The sequence below is a fragment of the Escherichia sp. WS1368 genome, from assembly GCF_046487485.1.
Taxonomy (GTDB): Bacteria; Pseudomonadota; Gammaproteobacteria; order Enterobacterales; family Enterobacteriaceae; genus Escherichia; species Escherichia coli.
The window spans coordinates 21,788-38,684 of sequence record NZ_JBJQJI010000001.1; the positions used below are offsets into that span (position 1 = coordinate 21,788).

Here is a 16,897-nt window from a genome sequence, read left to right on the forward strand (position 1 = left end):
AGCCCATCTTCGTTCACGTTGTCGCCGTTATGGCGACAACGTGAATTATTTATGAGATAAATCTCCCGTGGCTAACGACATCCCCCGTCGTTGTGTATAGAATATTCCCCCGAAGTTTAAGGTTGGCACCTCCAGGTTGCCACGGCACACGAAACAGCGTTGGTCCCCATATACCGGTAAACTGAAACTGCAGCGAAGCAGTTAGCAGAACCATGTATATCAGGTCTGTTTCGTGTGCTGAATTGTTGACGCATTTATTTATTGGTATCGCATGAACCCCATCGTAATTAATCGGCTTCAACGGAAGCTGGGCTACACTTTTAATCATCAGGAACTGTTGCAGCAGGCATTAACCCATCGTAGTGCCAGCAGCAAACATAACGAGCGTTTAGAATTTTTAGGCGACTCTATTCTGAGCTACGTTATCGCCAATGCGCTTTATCACCGTTTCCCTCGTGTGGATGAAGGCGATATGAGCCGGATGCGCGCCACGCTGGTCCGTGGCAATACGCTGGCAGAACTGGCGCGCGAATTTGAGTTAGGCGAGTGCTTACGTTTAGGGCCAGGTGAACTTAAAAGCGGTGGATTTCGTCGTGAGTCAATTCTCGCCGACACCGTCGAAGCATTAATTGGTGGCGTATTCCTCGACAGTGATATTCAAACCGTCGAGAAATTAATCCTTAACTGGTATCAAACCCGTCTGGACGAAATTAGCCCAGGTGACAAACAAAAAGATCCGAAAACGCGCTTGCAAGAATATTTGCAGGGTCGCCATCTGCCGCTGCCGACTTATCTGGTCGTCCAGGTACGTGGCGAAGCACACGATCAGGAATTTACTATCCACTGCCAGGTCAGCGGCCTGAGTGAACCGGTGGTTGGCACAGGTTCAAGCCGTCGTAAGGCTGAGCAGGCTGCCGCCGAACAGGCGTTGAAAAAACTGGAGCTGGAATGAGCATCGATAAAAGTTACTGCGGATTTATTGCTATCGTCGGACGTCCGAACGTTGGCAAATCCACATTGTTGAACAAACTGCTGGGGCAGAAGATCTCCATTACCTCCCGCAAGGCGCAAACAACTCGTCACCGCATTGTGGGGATCCATACTGAAGGCGCGTATCAGGCGATCTACGTTGATACCCCAGGCCTGCATATGGAAGAAAAACGCGCCATTAACCGCCTGATGAACAAAGCGGCGAGCAGCTCTATCGGCGACGTTGAGCTGGTGATTTTTGTCGTAGAAGGCACCCGCTGGACGCCGGACGATGAAATGGTGCTCAACAAACTGCGCGATGGCAAAGCGCCGGTAATCCTCGCGGTGAACAAAGTGGATAACGTGCAGGAAAAAGCCGATCTGCTGCCACACTTACAGTTCCTGGCAAGCCAGATGAACTTCCTCGATATCGTGCCGATCTCTGCCGAAACCGGGTTGAATGTTGATACTATTGCGGCAATCGTGCGTAAGCATCTGCCTGAAGCGACTCATCACTTCCCGGAAGATTACATCACCGATCGCTCACAGCGTTTTATGGCGTCTGAAATCATCCGCGAAAAACTGATGCGTTTCCTCGGCGCTGAACTGCCGTACTCCGTGACCGTGGAGATCGAACGTTTCGTCTCTAACGAACGCGGCGGTTATGACATCAACGGTTTGATTCTCGTTGAGCGTGAAGGGCAGAAGAAGATGGTTATTGGCAACAAAGGGGCCAAGATCAAAACCATCGGGATTGAAGCGCGTAAAGACATGCAGGAAATGTTCGAAGCGCCTGTTCACCTTGAGCTGTGGGTAAAAGTGAAATCCGGTTGGGCCGACGACGAACGCGCACTGCGCAGTCTCGGTTACGTTGACGATCTTTAAGAGTAACTCCGATGGAAGGCTGGCAGCGCGCATTTGTCCTGCATAGTCGCCCGTGGAGCGAAACCAGCCTGATGCTGGACGTCTTCACGGAGGAATCGGGTCGCGTGCGTCTGGTTGCCAAAGGCGCACGCTCTAAACGCTCTACTCTGAAAGGTGCATTACAGCCTTTCACCCCTCTCTTGCTACGTTTCGGCGGGCGTGGCGAAGTCAAAACGCTGCGCAGTGCTGAAGCCGTCTCGCTGGCGCTGCCATTAAGCGGTATCACGCTTTACAGCGGTCTGTACATCAACGAACTTCTCTCCCGCGTACTGGAATACGAGACGCGCTTCTCTGAACTCTTTTTCGATTACTTGCACTGCATTCAGTCTCTTGCAGGTGCCACTGGTACGCCAGAACCCGCGCTGCGCCGCTTTGAACTGGCACTGCTCGGGCATCTGGGCTATGGCGTCAATTTTACCCATTGTGCGGGTAGCGGCGAGCCGGTAGATGACACCATGACGTATCGTTATCGCGAAGAAAAAGGGTTTATCGCAAGCGTCGTTATCGACAATAAAACGTTCACCGGAAGGCAGTTAAAAGCGTTAAACGCGCGGGAATTTCCTGACGCAGACACACTGCGCGCCGCGAAACGCTTTACCCGCATGGCGCTTAAGCCGTATCTTGGCGGTAAACCATTAAAGAGCAGGGAACTGTTCCGGCAGTTTATGCCTAAGCGAACGGTGAAAACACATTATGAATGATGAGGATTGTCATGGCTGAATTACTGTTAGGCGTCAACATTGACCATATTGCAACGCTGCGTAACGCACGCGGTACTGCTTACCCGGATCCGGTGCAGGCGGCGTTTATTGCTGAGCAGGCGGGAGCGGACGGCATTACCGTGCATTTACGTGAAGATCGCCGCCACATTACTGACCGTGATGTGCGCATCCTGCGTCAGACGCTGGATACCCGCATGAATCTGGAGATGGCGGTGACCGAAGAGATGCTGGCGATCGCCGTTGAGACGAAGCCACATTTTTGCTGTCTGGTACCGGAAAAGCGTCAGGAAGTAACAACCGAAGGCGGCCTGGACGTCGCAGGGCAGCGTGACAAAATGCGCGATGCCTGTAAACGTCTGGCGGAGGCCGGGATCCAGGTTTCTCTGTTTATCGACGCCGATGAAGGGCAGATCAAAGCTGCGGCAGAGGTTGGCGCACCGTTTATCGAGATCCACACCGGTTGCTATGCTGATGCCAAAACTGACGCCGAACAGGCGCAAGAGCTGGCGCGTATCGCCAAAGCCGCGACCTTTGCCGCTAGTCTCGGTCTGAAAGTTAACGCTGGTCACGGTCTGACCTATCACAACGTGAAAGCTATTGCCGCCATCCCTGAGATGCATGAACTGAATATCGGTCATGCCATTATTGGTCGTGCAGTGATGACCGGACTGAAAGATGCGGTGGCAGAAATGAAGCGTTTGATGCTGGAAGCGCGTGGCTAATGGCAATATTAGGTTTAGGTACGGATATTGTGGAGATCGCTCGCATTGAAGCGGTGATCACCCGATCCGGTGAGCGCCTGGCACGCCGCGTATTAAGCGATAACGAATGGGAAATTTGGAAAACGCACCACCAGCCGGTGCGTTTTCTGGCGAAACGCTTTGCCGTAAAAGAAGCCGCAGCAAAAGCGTTTGGCACCGGGATCCGCAATGGTCTGGCGTTTAATCAGTTTGAAGTATTTAACGATGAGCTTGGTAAGCCACGGCTGCGACTGTGGGGCGAGGCATTAAAACTGGCGGAAAAGCTCGGCGTTGTAAATATGCATGTAACGCTGGCAGATGAACGCCACTATGCTTGCGCCACGGTAATTATTGAAAGTTAAAATAATACCGTTCTCTTTAAAAAGTAAAACCCCCGAACTGGTAAGGAACAGGGGGTTTACTTTACAACTTTAATTTTGTGCAGCACGCACCCTCAACAAGAGCGATTATGGATCAGGGCGGTTATCTTTTACAAGCAACTTGCAATCTTTAGCATAAAAACTCGAGCCTTTACGAAGAAAACAATATTGATGGAAAGATTAACGTGACCGCCAATTCGGAAGTACATTAAAATTGGCTTCGTTATTGGCGATTTTGCTGTGCTTTATACCATGCCACAGAATTCCCCCATTGAAACGAGTGGTGTCGTCAAAGCTCTGGTGTGGAGTGCAGCATGCACCCTCAATAACTCGCACGTTCAGTTTTGGGGAGATGTAAGGGCTAATCTGAACGGCTGCATTCCTTGTTTAAGGAAAAACGAATGACTGATTGCCGATACCTTATTAAACGGGTCATCAAAATCATCATTGCTGTTTTACAGCTGATCCTTCTGTTCTTATAACATAAGGAAACGTACTTAAGGCGCGTCAGGTTAACCAGCCAGGCGCGCCTTTAATAATTATAAATAAGTGCTTATACAGATAGTGTTATCATTCATGAAATAATTGATATTTATGATCACATCACGAAAATAAATATAAGAACCTGAAGGCTCACACTATAAAGTCAACAATAGTCTACTCCAGGAGCAGAATATTAAATTTTATCCGCGTGATGCATCAGCACAAATTTATCCCACAACTGTTCTTCCGTCTCGACATGTTGCGGATCCTTCACAATAGTATTGGGGATCGGGCACACCTTCTGGCAGGTTGGTGTCTCGTAGTGCCCTACGCATTCGGTACACTTATCGCTGTTAATCTCATAGATATGATCGCCCATTGAAATCGCCTCATTCGGGCATTCGGGTTCACACATATCACAATTGATGCATTTTTTAGTGATTAACAGCGCCATAAGGAAACTCTCAAAACAACACAAACCGGGCGGGCATTATACGCGCATTCTTTACTCAGACCAGTTTTTTCACCAGCGCTTCACTGTGACGAATACGTTCTGGAGCCAGTTCCAGATCCTGCTGAATCAGCGCAATGAACAGCAAATCCGTTAACATTCCCTGCGCGTGACAAGCAGAGATTGAAGCACTGTTTGTCGCTTGTTCTTCGGCAATGGTATACAGGCAATGAGAAGCACGCTGTTGCAGGGCATTCGGAGTAAAGCCGGTAATCGCCAGCACTTTTCCGCCCACTCGCAGCATCTCATCTGCCGCCAGGTTTAACTCGCGTCGTACACCGGTGTAAGAAATGGCTAATAACAGATCGTCAGGGGACGACGCCTGTACGGTAGCGAGTAGCGCATGCATATCGCGCACTGCGGCAGCATTGAAGCCAATCTTCATCAGCTTCCAGGCAAAGTTTTGCGCCACCAGACCCGAAGCGCCAATACCGGTCAGAATTATCCGCCGCGCAGAGCGCAACATTGTTACGCATTCATGCAGTTTCTCTTCACTATTAACGTTTAGCGTTGCGTACATAGCGGCAGTATTTTCTTTAATCAGTTTTTCGCCGACCAGCCGTAACGGATCATCACCGCGGATTTGGTTATGAATGGGCACGGAGGGCGATTCCGGCTGGCTTGCCAGCGCTTCACTCAACGCCAACTTAAGCGCCGGAAAACCTTTATAGCCGAGTTTTTGCGCGAACTTCACGACGCTGGACTGACTGACTCCGGCTTCGTTGGCCAGTTGCTGAGAGCTTAAATGGCGCGCCGTATCAGGTTGTAGCAGCAGATAATCCGCCAGTTTTTTATCACTCTGGGCAAGCCCCTGGTAACGCTGACGGATACGAAGTAAGCCGTTCATATCTTTCCTCGCGATGAAATAGTGGCGACAACAGGCAATATGAGACAAACGCGAGTGAATTTTATATTCCATTGCCGCTAATTTCCATGAATTAAAAATTCCAGTTAGCCATGATGCGGTCGATTGTTGCCGGAAAAGTGATGATCTATCTGTTAGGCTATGTAGTAGCGAAAATTAATCAGGATGTTTCAGTCCAGAGGAGTATGGTTTGGCAACTCACGAGCGTCGTGTGGTGTTTTTTGACTTAGATGGAACATTGCATCAGCAGGATATGTTCGGCAGTTTTTTGCGTTATTTACTGCGGCGCCAACCGCTGAATGCGTTGCTTGTCCTGCCGTTGTTGCCGATCATAGCCATTGCGTTATTGATAAAAGGCCGTGCGGCACGCTGGCCGATGAGTCTGCTTCTGTGGGGATGCACTTTTGGTCACAATGAAGCGCGTTTGCAGGCGTTGCAGGCCGATTTCGTACGCTGGTTTCGTGACAATGTTACCGCCTTTCCGCTGGTTCAGGAGCGATTAACCACCTACCTGTTAAGTTCCGATGCTGATATCTGGTTGATTACCGGCTCTCCGCAGCCGCTGGTTGAAGCGGTTTATTTCGATACGCCCTGGCTGCCGCGGGTTAATCTTATCGCCAGTCAGATTCAGCGTGGCTATGGTGGTTGGGTATTGACGATGCGTTGCCTCGGGCATGAGAAGGTCGCGCAACTGGAGCGTAAAATCGGCACGCCACTGCGGTTGTACAGTGGCTATAGCGACAGTAATCAGGACAACCCGCTGCTTTATTTCTGTCAGCATCGTTGGCGAGTAACCCCGCGCGGTGAACTCCAGCAACTGGAATAGAGTAAAGCATAGCGTCCGTGTATAATGCGCCGCGCTTTTATAACCGGAGTTTTCTTTTTGTCTGAAGTCGAATTTAGCCACGAATACTGGATGCGTCACGCGCTGACGCTGGCAAAGCGTGCCTGGGATGAGCGGGAAGTGCCGGTCGGCGCGGTATTAGTGCATAACAATCGTGTTATTGGCGAAGGCTGGAACCGTCCGATTGGTCGACATGATCCCACCGCACATGCAGAAATCATGGCTCTGCGGCAGGGCGGTCTGGTGATGCAAAATTATCGTCTGATCGACGCCACGTTGTATGTCACGCTTGAACCCTGTGTAATGTGTGCCGGAGCGATGATCCACAGTCGCATTGGTCGCGTGGTCTTTGGTGCGCGTGACGCGAAAACTGGCGCTGCGGGATCTTTAATGGATGTGCTGCATCATCCGGGTATGAATCACCGAGTGGAAATTACCGAAGGAATACTGGCGGATGAGTGCGCGGCGTTGCTCAGTGACTTCTTTCGCATGCGCCGCCAGGAAATTAAAGCGCAGAAAAAAGCGCAATCCTCGACGGATTAATTTTGTTTCTCTTCACTCCCTTTCCTGGAAAACAGCAGAGAGGGAGAGTGGGTCAAATAGTTTGATGACGACTGGGAAAGAAACGAGAGAAAAGGAAATTTCTCTTTGCCCAGCTCCGTAGGCGATACCGCCGGATAATCCTGCGCCAGTTGCATCGCCGCTTCTGTAGCCTGCTTCTCTTTCTCCTGCAGATAACCCACTAGGCTAATCTGATACTTACGAATATTTTCGACATAAGCGTAGGCTTCATGCCCACGAGCGTAGCCGTAAGTCAGCTTGCTGTAATAGGGTTTCTGGCTAAGTAAAGGCAGACGCTGTTTTACGTCAGCCCAACTGTCAGGATTCCCTTTGGTTTTTGCCGTCAGAGCGCGGGCATCCAGCATATGCGCATAGCCCATATTGTACGCGGCGAGGGCAAACCAAATCCGTTCGTTCTCCGGCACACTTTCCGGCACTTTACTCATCATATCCTGCAAATAACGCACGCCGCCGCTGATGCTCTGTTCGGCATCGGTACGATCCGTAATGCCGAGGCTTTGCGCGGTATTTTTGGTTAGCATCATCATGCCGCGCACACCCGTCGGTGAAGTGGCCTGCGCATCCCAGTGCGATTCCTGATAAGCAATAGCGGCCAGCAAACGCCAGTCAATTTCTTCGGCGTATTTCTCAAACAGGGGCTTTAACTGCGGCAGTACCGCATCGACGGCGCGTAAAAATGTGCGCGTATCGACGTAATCAAAATCATCGCCATGCCCCAGGTATTTCTCTTCAATGCGTGCCAGCGTACCGTCTTCATTCATTTCGTTGAAGAAATCGAGCAGAGCGGCGGAAAGGGTATTATCGCCATCTAATGGGCTAAACCAGGTCACCGGTTGTTCATCGGTAATGTCGAGCGCTACGGCGAGTTCCGGATGAACGCGCTGAAACAGGCTAATGGCAACAGAATCAGCAATGGTGTAATCGAGTTTTCCTTCGATGACATCTTCCATTAATTCCGCAGAGCCTTTTTTGTCGTCTACCTTCCAACTTAATTCCGGGAATTTTGTTTCTTTCAGGGTCTGGAGATCGTTAACCACCACATGACCCGGTGCAACGGTGAGTTGCTCCGCCGTCAGGTTGCCCAGTGTACGTGGGCGATACTGACCCACTTTATAAACCAGTTGTTGTGACACGGAATAATAGGTAGGGCCAGGCTGATAATTTTTTACACGCTCACTGTTATAGACCAGGCCTGCCGCCAGCAGGTCGGCGTTACCATTATCGAGGTCGTCAAACAGCTGGCTGATATTCTGCCGCACGGTCACTTTCAGTTTTACGCCGAGGTAATCGGCAAACTGTTTCGCCAGTTCGTAATCCAGGCCAAAAGGTTTCCCGTTGATTTCGTTATACGTCAGGGGAGTATGAATGGTGCTCACACGCAACTCTCCCCGCGCTTGAATGGCGGCGATACGGTTGTCGGCTTTACCAAACCAGGGAATGGATGGCCAGAGAGCGACCGCGAGCAGCAGTGCCAGAATGCCGATGAACAGATAATTAATCTTTAATTTTTTCAATTAGTTAATTCTCTGTGTCGTGCGCGTCCCAGCTTGAAAAAACGTAATAATAGTGAAAGGTTTACTCATAAATGAGCGGCATTTTGCGTAAACCTGCGCCAGTTGGCAACTTATTACAGCCATTGGCGGCACGCGTTGCTAATTCGCGATGGTGATTTTATTTCCACGCAAACGGTTTCGTCAGCGCATCAGATTCTTTATAATGACGCCCGTTTCCCCCCTTGGGTACACCGAAAGCTTAGAAGACGAGAGACTTATGATGGAAATTCTGCGTGGTTCGCCTGCATTGTCGGCATTCCGAATCAACAAACTGCTGGCACGTTTTCAGGCTGCCAGGCTCCCGGTTCACACTATTTACGCCGAGTATGTCCATTTTGCTGACCTCAATGCGCCGTTAAACGATGATGAGCACGCACAACTTGAACGCCTGCTGAAATATGGCCCGGCACTCGCCAGCCACGCCCCGCAAGGCAAACTCCTGCTGGTGACCCCGCGTCCTGGCACCATCTCTCCCTGGTCTTCGAAAGCGACCGATATTGCCCATAACTGCGGGCTGCAACAGGTAAACCGTCTTGAGCGCGGCGTGGCTTACTATATAGAAGCCGGTACGCTGACCAATGAACAATGGCAGCAGGTTACCGCTGAACTGCACGACCGCATGATGGAAACGGTCTTTTTTGCTTTAGATGATGCAGAGCAGCTGTTTGCACACCATCAACCGACTCCGGTCACCAGCGTTGATTTGCTGGGGTTGGGCCGTCAGGCGCTAATCGACGCTAACCTGCGTCTTGGCCTGGCACTGGCGGAAGATGAAATTGACTATTTGCAGGATGCTTTCACAAAGCTTGGTCGTAACCCGAACGACATCGAACTGTATATGTTTGCCCAGGCGAACTCCGAGCACTGCCGCCACAAAATTTTTAACGCCGACTGGGTTATCGATGGTGAACAGCAGCCGAAATCGCTGTTTAAGATGATCAAAAACACCTTCGAAACTACGCCGGATCACGTTCTCTCTGCTTATAAAGATAACGCCGCCGTCATGGAAGGGTCTGAAGTGGGCCGCTACTTTGCTGACCACGAAACGGGCCGCTACGATTTCCATCAGGAACCGGCGCATATTCTGATGAAAGTTGAAACCCACAACCACCCGACGGCGATTTCTCCGTGGCCGGGCGCGGCGACCGGTTCCGGCGGTGAAATCCGCGATGAAGGTGCCACCGGACGCGGCGCGAAGCCGAAAGCTGGTTTGGTTGGTTTCTCCGTTTCCAACCTGCGAATTCCTGGCTTCGAACAGCCGTGGGAAGAAGATTTCGGTAAGCCTGAGCGCATTGTCACCGCGCTGGACATCATGACCGAAGGCCCGCTGGGTGGCGCGGCATTTAACAACGAATTTGGTCGTCCGGCACTGAACGGCTACTTCCGTACTTATGAAGAAAAAGTGAACAGCCACAATGGCGAAGAGCTGCGCGGTTATCACAAACCGATCATGCTGGCGGGCGGGATCGGCAACATTCGTGCCGATCACGTACAAAAAGGCGAGATCAACGTTGGTGCGAAGCTGGTCGTTCTCGGCGGCCCGGCAATGAACATCGGTCTTGGCGGCGGCGCGGCGTCTTCCATGGCGTCTGGTCAGTCTGATGCCGACCTCGACTTCGCTTCCGTACAGCGCGACAACCCGGAGATGGAGCGTCGCTGCCAGGAAGTGATCGACCGTTGCTGGCAGCTTGGTGATGCCAACCCAATCCTGTTTATCCACGACGTTGGCGCAGGCGGTCTTTCTAACGCCATGCCGGAACTGGTGAGCGACGGCGGGCGCGGCGGTAAATTCGAACTGCGCGATATCCTGAGCGACGAACCGGGCATGAGCCCGCTGGAAATCTGGTGTAACGAATCCCAGGAACGCTACGTGCTGGCGGTTGCTGCCGATCAGTTACCGCTGTTTGACGAACTGTGTAAGCGTGAGCGCGCGCCATACGCGGTGATTGGTGAAGCGACCGAAGAACTGCATCTTTCTTTGCACGATCGTCATTTTGATAATCAGCCGATCGATCTGCCGCTGGACGTACTGCTTGGTAAAACGCCGAAGATGACCCGCGAAGTACAAACGCTGAAAGCGAAGGGTGATGCGCTGGTTCGTGAAGGGATTACCATTGCTGACGCGGTGAAACGCGTGCTGCACCTGCCGACCGTGGCGGAGAAAACTTTCCTGGTGACCATTGGTGACCGCAGCGTAACCGGCATGGTAGCGCGCGATCAGATGGTGGGTCCGTGGCAGGTGCCGGTCGCTAACTGCGCGGTCACTACCGCCAGCCTCGACAGCTACTACGGCGAAGCGATGGCGATTGGCGAGCGTGCGCCGGTTGCGCTGCTGGATTTCGCCGCCTCTGCCCGTCTGGCGGTCGGTGAAGCGTTAACCAATATTGCCGCAACACAGATTGGCGATATCAAACGCATTAAACTTTCCGCCAACTGGATGGCGGCGGCAGGCCACCCTGGTGAAGATGCGGGCCTGTATGAAGCCGTTAAAGCTGTGGGCGAAGAACTTTGTCCGGCGCTGGGCCTGACGATCCCGGTGGGTAAAGACTCTATGTCGATGAAAACCCGCTGGCAGGAAGGTAACGAAGAGCGCGAAATGACGTCGCCGCTGTCGCTGGTGATTTCTGCATTTGCCCGTGTGGAAGATGTGCGTCACACCATCACGCCGCAGCTTTCTACCGAAGATAACGCATTACTGCTGATTGATCTGGGCAAAGGCAATAACGCGCTGGGCGCAACGGCGCTGGCGCAGGTTTATCGTCAGCTTGGCGACAAACCGGCAGATGTACGCGACGTCGCGCAACTGAAAGGTTTCTATGACGCGGTTCAGGCGCTGGTAGCACAGCGTAAGCTGCTCGCGTACCACGACCGCTCTGATGGCGGCCTGCTGGTAACGCTGGCGGAAATGGCCTTTGCTGGTCATTGTGGCATTGACGCAGATATCGCCACTCTGGGTGACGATCGTCTGGCTGCATTGTTTAGCGAAGAACTGGGTGCGGTGATTCAGGTTCGAGCCGCTGACCGTGAATCAGTTGAAGCGGTACTGGCACAGCATGGGCTTGCTGATTGCGTCCATTATGTTGGGCAAGCGGTTTCCGGTGACCATTTTGTGATTACTGCCAACGGGCAGACTGTATTTAGCGAAAGCCGCACCACGTTGCGTGTCTGGTGGGCAGAAACTACCTGGCAGATGCAGCGCCTGCGTGACAACCCGGAGTGTGCTGACCAGGAGCACCAGGCGAAATCCAACGACGCCGATCCGGGCCTGAATGTGAAACTGTCGTTTGATATCAACGAAGATGTGGCAGCACCGTTTATTGCCACTGGCGCGCGCCCGAAAGTTGCCGTGCTGCGTGAGCAGGGTGTGAACTCGCATGTTGAAATGGCGGCAGCTTTCCACCGTGCAGGCTTCGATGCTATCGACGTGCATATGAGCGATCTGCTGGCTGGACGCACGGGCCTGGAGGATTTCCACGCCCTGGTCGCGTGCGGCGGTTTCTCCTACGGTGATGTGCTGGGTGCCGGTGAAGGTTGGGCGAAGTCTATCCTGTTCAATGACCGTGTACGCGATGAGTTTGCAACCTTCTTCCATCGTCCGCAAACGCTGGCGCTGGGGGTATGTAACGGTTGCCAGATGATGTCTAACCTGCGCGAACTGATCCCAGGTAGTGAGTTGTGGCCACGTTTTGTGCGCAATACCTCCGATCGCTTTGAAGCGCGTTTCAGCCTGGTTGAAGTAACCCAAAGCCCGTCTCTGCTGTTGCAGGGGATGGTGGGCTCGCAAATGCCGATTGCTGTCTCTCATGGTGAAGGGCGCGTGGAAGTGCGTGATGCGGCGCATCTGGCGGCGCTGGAAAGCAAAGGGCTGGTGGCACTGCGCTATGTCGATAACTTCGGTAAAGTCACTGAAACCTACCCGGCTAACCCGAACGGTTCACCGAACGGTATTACGGCAGTCACGACTGAAAGTGGTCGAGTCACCATTATGATGCCGCACCCGGAACGTGTTTTCCGTACTGTCAGCAACTCCTGGCATCCGGAAAACTGGGGCGAGGATGGCCCATGGATGCGCATTTTCCGCAATGCGCGTAAGCAGTTGGGGTAAGTCGTCAGCCCATTGGTTTTGCAGCCCGGATGAGGCATTCACGCCGCATCCGGCATTAAGCACCAACCGCTATTATAAGCTCCCAACTTCGGGAGCTTTTTTGTGTCTGTAAATCACGACAATGGGTGGTGTGCCGTGTCGCTTTCTGGCGACACTTAACTTATTGATTTTAATATTATCTAATAAGTTTATCTTAAGTTGTCTCTTTTTAGCGACACAGTGGCTGATTTACATTCAAATAGCGAAGAAGCAATAAATCCCTCAAAGCAGCGTATAATCAGTACGTTACCAAACTATTTTCTTTATTGGCACAGTTACTGCATAATAGTAACCAGTGGCTCATTCACCGACTTATGTCAGCCCCTTCGGGACGTGCTACATAAAATTCGAATGACGCACAACAAGGTGCCTGCCGTCCAACTTCTGATATCAGCGTAGCTATATCAACCATCGGGCGAAACGTCGAGTTAGGCACCGCCTTATTCCATAACAAAGCCGGGTAATTCCCGGCTTTGTTGTATCTGAACTTCCCCTCGGTTAGCATCAGGCTATTCGCGTCTGACGAGAGTAACACCTTGAAACGCTGGCCCGTTTTTCCCCGCTCATTACGAAAACTGGTAATGCTGGCATTTTTGCTGATTCTGCTACCCCTGTTGGTGCTGGCATGGCAAGCCTGGCAAAGCCTGAATGCGCTTAGCGATCAGGCGGCGCTGGTTAACCGCACTACGCTTGTTGATGCCCGGCGCAGTGAAGCGATGACCAACGCGGCACTGGAAATGGAGCGCAGCTACCGTCAGTATTGCGTGCTGGACGACCCTACGCTTGCGAAGGTTTATCAAAGCCAGCGCAAGCGTTATAGCGAAATGCTCGATGCCCACGCAGGCGTACTGCCAGACGATAAACTTTACCAGGCATTGCGTCAGGACTTGAACAATCTGGCTCAACTTCAGTGTAACAACAGCGGTCCCGATGCCGCCGCCGCCGCGCGTCTGGAAGCCTTTGCCAGTGCCAATACCGAAATGGTGCAGGCCACGCGCACAGTGGTGTTCTCTCGTGGGCAGCAACTTCAGCGTGAAATCGCCGAACGTGGGCAATATTTTGGTTGGCAATCGCTGGTGCTATTTCTGGTGAGTCTGGTGATGGTACTGCTTTTCACGCGGATGATTATCGGTCCGGTAAAAAATATCGAGAGGATGATCAACCGGTTGGGAGAAGGGCGTTCTCTGGGCAATAGCGTTTCGTTCAGTGGACCGAGTGAGTTACGCTCGGTTGGGCAACGTATTCTTTGGTTAAGTGAGCGCCTGTCATGGCTGGAATCCCAACGTCATCAATTCTTAAGACATTTATCTCATGAATTAAAAACGCCGCTGGCGAGTATGCGTGAGGGCACTGAATTACTGGCTGACCAGGTTGTTGGGCCGCTTACGCCAGAGCAAAAAGAGGTGGTGAGCATTCTTGATAGCAGCAGCCGCAATTTGCAAAAGTTGATCGAACAACTGCTTGATTACAACCGTAAACAGGCGGACGGTGCGGTGGAACTGGAGAATGTTGAGTTAGCGCCACTGGTGGAAATGGTGGTTTCTGCTCATAGCCTGCCCGCACGGGCTAAAATGATGCATACCGACGTCGATCTCAAAGCAACAGCTTGCCTGGCGGAGCCAATGCTGCTGATGAGCGTACTGGATAATCTTTACTCCAATGCGGTGCACTACGGGGCTGAATCCGGTAACATTTGCCTTCGCAGCAGCTTACATGGTGCGCGGGTTTATATTGATGTCATCAATACAGGCACACCCATTCCGCAAGAGGAACGCGCCATGATCTTCGAACCCTTTTTTCAAGGAAGCCACCAGCGAAAAGGGGCGGTGAAGGGCAGCGGTCTGGGATTAAGCATTGCCAGGGATTGTATTCGCCGTATGCAAGGGGAACTGTATCTGGTCGACGAGAGCGGGCAAGACGTTTGTTTCCGCATTGAATTGCCGTCGTCGAAAAACACGAAATAATGCTAACAGCCTATCCCATCAGGCTATTTTATTTGCCAGTTCGGCCCCGGGCAGTGCTCGAAATCCTCACGTACGACGTGTACGCTCCGGTTTCTCCGCGCTGTCCATGTCCAAACTGCCTGCAACAATTACGCCCACTGGGATAGGCATTAAGTCTGGTGAATATGCGACACATTTTTCAACGATTATTGCCCCGACGGCTGTGGCTGGCAGGGCTGCCATGTCTGGCATTGCTGGGTTGCGTGCAGAGTCACAATAAGCCAGCCATTAATACGCCAGCAGAAGAAAAAATTCCGGTTTATCAACTGGCTGACTATCTTTCTACTGAATGTAGCGACATCTGGGCGCTGCAAGGTAAATCAACCGAAACCAATCCGCTTTACTGGCTGCGGGCGATGGATTGTGCTGATCGTTTAATGCCTGCGCAGTCGCGTCAGCAAGCTCGCCAATATAACGACGGCAGCTGGCAAAATACCTTTAAACAAGGGATTTTGCTCGCCGATGCCAAAATTACGCCGTATGAGCGCCGCCAGCTGGTCGCGCGCATTGATGCGCTAAGTACCGAAATCCCGGCACAGGTTCGCCCTCTGTATCAACTTTGGCGCGACGGTCAGGCGCTGCAACTGCAACTGGCGGAAGAGCGCCAACGCTACAGCAAACTCCAGCAGTCCAGCGACAGCGAGCTGGATACTTTGCGCCAGCAACATCACGTTCTACAGCAGCAACTGGAACTCACCACCCGCAAGCTGGAAAACCTGACTGATATTGAACGCCAGCTCTCGACCCGCAAACCGGCTGGAAATTTCTCGCCGGATACGCCGCACGAGAGTGAAAAGCCCGCGCCATCCACCCATGAGGTCACTCCTGATGAGCCATAAACCTGCGCATTTATTATTGGTCGATGACGATCCGGGATTGCTGAAACTGCTTGGCCTGCGCCTGACCAGCGAAGGCTACAGCGTGGTCACGGCGGAAAGTGGTGCTGAAGGATTACGGGTACTGAATCGCGAAAAAGTAGATTTAGTTATCAGCGACCTGCGGATGGATGAAATGGATGGTATGCAGCTGTTTGCTGAAATCCAGAAAGTGCAGCCGGGAATGCCGGTAATTATTCTTACCGCACATGGTTCTATTCCCGATGCCGTTGCTGCAACACAGCAGGGAGTGTTCAGTTTCCTCACCAAGCCTGTCGATAAAGACGCGCTATATCAGGCAATTGACGATGCGCTGGAACAATCCGCGCCAGCCACCGATGAACGCTGGCGCGAGGCGATTGTCACCCGCAGCCCGCTGATGCTGCGTTTGCTGGAACAGGCGCGGCTGGTGGCGCAATCAGACGTTAGCGTTTTGATTAACGGTCAGAGCGGCACCGGGAAAGAGATTTTCGCCCAGGCTATCCACAACGCTAGCCCGCGCAATAGCAAACCATTTATTGCTATTAACTGTGGTGCATTGCCCGAGCAATTGCTGGAGTCGGAGCTGTTTGGTCATGCGCGTGGCGCGTTTACTGGCGCTGTCAGCAATCGCGAAGGTTTATTCCAGGCGGCGGAAGGCGGTACGCTATTTCTCGATGAGATTGGCGATATGCCCGCACCGTTGCAGGTTAAACTGCTGCGCGTGTTGCAGGAGCGTAAAGTGCGCCCGCTGGGCAGTAACCGCGATATTGATATCGACGTGCGGATTATTTCCGCCACTCACCGCGACCTGCCAAAAGCGATGGCGCGCGGGGAATTCCGTGAAGATCTCTATTACCGCCTCAACGTTGTCAGCCTGAAAATTCCGGCTCTGGCAGAGCGCACAGAAGACATTCCGCTACTGGCAAATCACCTGTTGCGCCAGGCGGCAGAGCGACATAAACCGTTTGTCCGCGCGTTCTCCACCGATGCGATGAAACGCCTGATGACCGCTAGCTGGCCGGGTAATGTACGCCAGTTGGTCAACGTGATTGAACAGTGCGTGGCGCTGACCTCATCTCCGGTGATTAGCGATGCATTAGTAGAGCAGGCGCTGGAGGGCGAAAACACGGCGCTGCCAACCTTTGTTGAGGCACGTAATCAGTTTGAACTCAACTATTTGCGTAAGCTGCTGCAAATTACCAAAGGCAACGTCACCCACGCGGCGAGAATGGCGGGGCGCAACCGGACAGAATTTTATAAACTGCTTTCCCGACACGAGCTGGATGCAAACGATTTCAAGGAATGAATTGGCGTTATGTG

Annotated in this window: 15 protein-coding genes; 12 read left to right on the forward strand and 3 right to left on the reverse strand. The window is 52.4% G+C overall.

Annotated elements, in window-relative coordinates; all coding sequences use genetic code 11:
- Nucleotides 1–271: 271 nt before the first annotated feature.
- The 6 genes from rnc (at nucleotide 272) to shoB (ending at nucleotide 4,217) form a co-directional block, all read left to right on the forward strand.
- The gene (gene rnc, locus ACJHYD_RS00115) at nucleotides 272–952 is read left to right on the forward strand and encodes a ribonuclease III (RefSeq protein WP_001068343.1); all 681 of its coding nucleotides are present in this window, start codon (nucleotides 272–274) and stop codon (nucleotides 950–952) included.
- A complete protein-coding gene (gene era / locus ACJHYD_RS00120; RefSeq protein WP_000020737.1) occupies nucleotides 949–1,854 on the forward strand; it encodes a GTPase Era in 906 nt (301 codons plus the stop codon). The genes rnc and era overlap by 4 nt, the downstream gene beginning before the upstream one ends.
- An 11-nt stretch (nucleotides 1,855–1,865) precedes the next feature.
- Nucleotides 1,866–2,594 carry a DNA repair protein RecO gene (recO, locus tag ACJHYD_RS00125; RefSeq protein WP_000399393.1) on the forward strand — a complete coding sequence of 243 codons (729 nt, stop codon included), beginning with the start codon at nucleotides 1,866–1,868 and terminating at the stop codon, nucleotides 2,592–2,594.
- Between the two features lie 11 nt (nucleotides 2,595–2,605).
- On the forward strand, nucleotides 2,606–3,337 hold the full coding sequence (gene pdxJ, locus ACJHYD_RS00130; protein ID WP_001445862.1) for a pyridoxine 5'-phosphate synthase: 732 nt from the start codon (nucleotides 2,606–2,608) through the stop codon (nucleotides 3,335–3,337).
- Complete coding sequence (gene acpS / locus ACJHYD_RS00135; protein WP_000986046.1) at nucleotides 3,337–3,717, forward strand: holo-ACP synthase; 381 nt, start codon at nucleotides 3,337–3,339, stop codon at nucleotides 3,715–3,717. The genes pdxJ and acpS overlap by 1 nt, the downstream gene beginning before the upstream one ends.
- 419 nt (nucleotides 3,718–4,136) lie before the next feature.
- Complete coding sequence (gene shoB, locus ACJHYD_RS00140; protein ID WP_000128776.1) at nucleotides 4,137–4,217, forward strand: type I toxin-antitoxin system toxin ShoB; 81 nt, start codon at nucleotides 4,137–4,139, stop codon at nucleotides 4,215–4,217.
- A gap of 194 nt (nucleotides 4,218–4,411) precedes the next feature.
- Here the strand turns inward: shoB and yfhL are convergent, their stop codons facing one another.
- Together yfhL and ACJHYD_RS00150 are read right to left on the reverse strand one after the other, a co-directional pair.
- Nucleotides 4,412–4,672 (reverse strand): 4Fe-4S dicluster ferredoxin YfhL, encoded by a 261-nt coding sequence (gene yfhL, locus ACJHYD_RS00145; protein WP_001196285.1) that lies wholly within the window; start codon nucleotides 4,670–4,672, stop codon nucleotides 4,412–4,414.
- 55 nt (nucleotides 4,673–4,727) lie between these two features.
- A complete protein-coding gene (locus ACJHYD_RS00150; protein WP_001013779.1) occupies nucleotides 4,728–5,576 on the reverse strand; it encodes a MurR/RpiR family transcriptional regulator in 849 nt (282 codons plus the stop codon).
- A 208-nt stretch (nucleotides 5,577–5,784) separates the two neighbouring features.
- Between ACJHYD_RS00150 and yfhb the strand changes: the two genes are divergently transcribed.
- Nucleotides 5,785–6,420 carry a phosphatidylglycerophosphatase C gene (gene yfhb / locus ACJHYD_RS00155; RefSeq protein WP_000190644.1) on the forward strand — a complete coding sequence of 212 codons (636 nt, stop codon included), beginning with the start codon at nucleotides 5,785–5,787 and terminating at the stop codon, nucleotides 6,418–6,420.
- A gap of 57 nt (nucleotides 6,421–6,477) precedes the next feature.
- Nucleotides 6,478–6,981, forward strand: a complete 504-nt coding sequence (gene tadA, locus ACJHYD_RS00160; RefSeq protein WP_001297409.1) for a tRNA adenosine(34) deaminase TadA — start codon at nucleotides 6,478–6,480, stop codon at nucleotides 6,979–6,981.
- On the opposite strand, the gene mltF is transcribed toward tadA, so the two are convergent.
- Complete coding sequence (mltF, locus tag ACJHYD_RS00165; RefSeq protein WP_000734212.1) at nucleotides 6,978–8,534, reverse strand: membrane-bound lytic murein transglycosylase MltF; 1,557 nt, start codon at nucleotides 8,532–8,534, stop codon at nucleotides 6,978–6,980. The genes tadA and mltF overlap by 4 nt on opposite strands.
- 256 nt (nucleotides 8,535–8,790) lie before the next feature.
- Here mltF and purL point away from each other — a divergent pair, with 256 nt between their 5' ends.
- The 4 genes from purL to glrR all read left to right on the forward strand — a co-directional run bounded on the left by purL (nucleotide 8,791) and on the right by glrR (nucleotide 16,883).
- On the forward strand, nucleotides 8,791–12,678 hold the full coding sequence (purL, locus tag ACJHYD_RS00170) for a phosphoribosylformylglycinamidine synthase (protein WP_001551475.1): 3,888 nt from the start codon (nucleotides 8,791–8,793) through the stop codon (nucleotides 12,676–12,678).
- Between the two features lie 575 nt (nucleotides 12,679–13,253).
- A complete protein-coding gene (qseE, locus tag ACJHYD_RS00175) occupies nucleotides 13,254–14,681 on the forward strand; it encodes a sensor histidine kinase (RefSeq protein WP_220412346.1) in 1,428 nt (475 codons plus the stop codon).
- A 164-nt stretch (nucleotides 14,682–14,845) separates the two neighbouring features.
- A complete protein-coding gene (gene qseG, locus ACJHYD_RS00180; RefSeq protein ID WP_001215901.1) occupies nucleotides 14,846–15,559 on the forward strand; it encodes a two-component system QseEF-associated lipoprotein QseG in 714 nt (237 codons plus the stop codon).
- The gene (glrR, locus tag ACJHYD_RS00185) at nucleotides 15,549–16,883 is read left to right on the forward strand and encodes a two-component system response regulator GlrR (RefSeq protein ID WP_001298983.1); all 1,335 of its coding nucleotides are present in this window, start codon (nucleotides 15,549–15,551) and stop codon (nucleotides 16,881–16,883) included. Before qseG ends, glrR begins: the two co-directional genes overlap by 11 nt.
- Nucleotides 16,884–16,897: the final 14 nt, after the last annotated feature.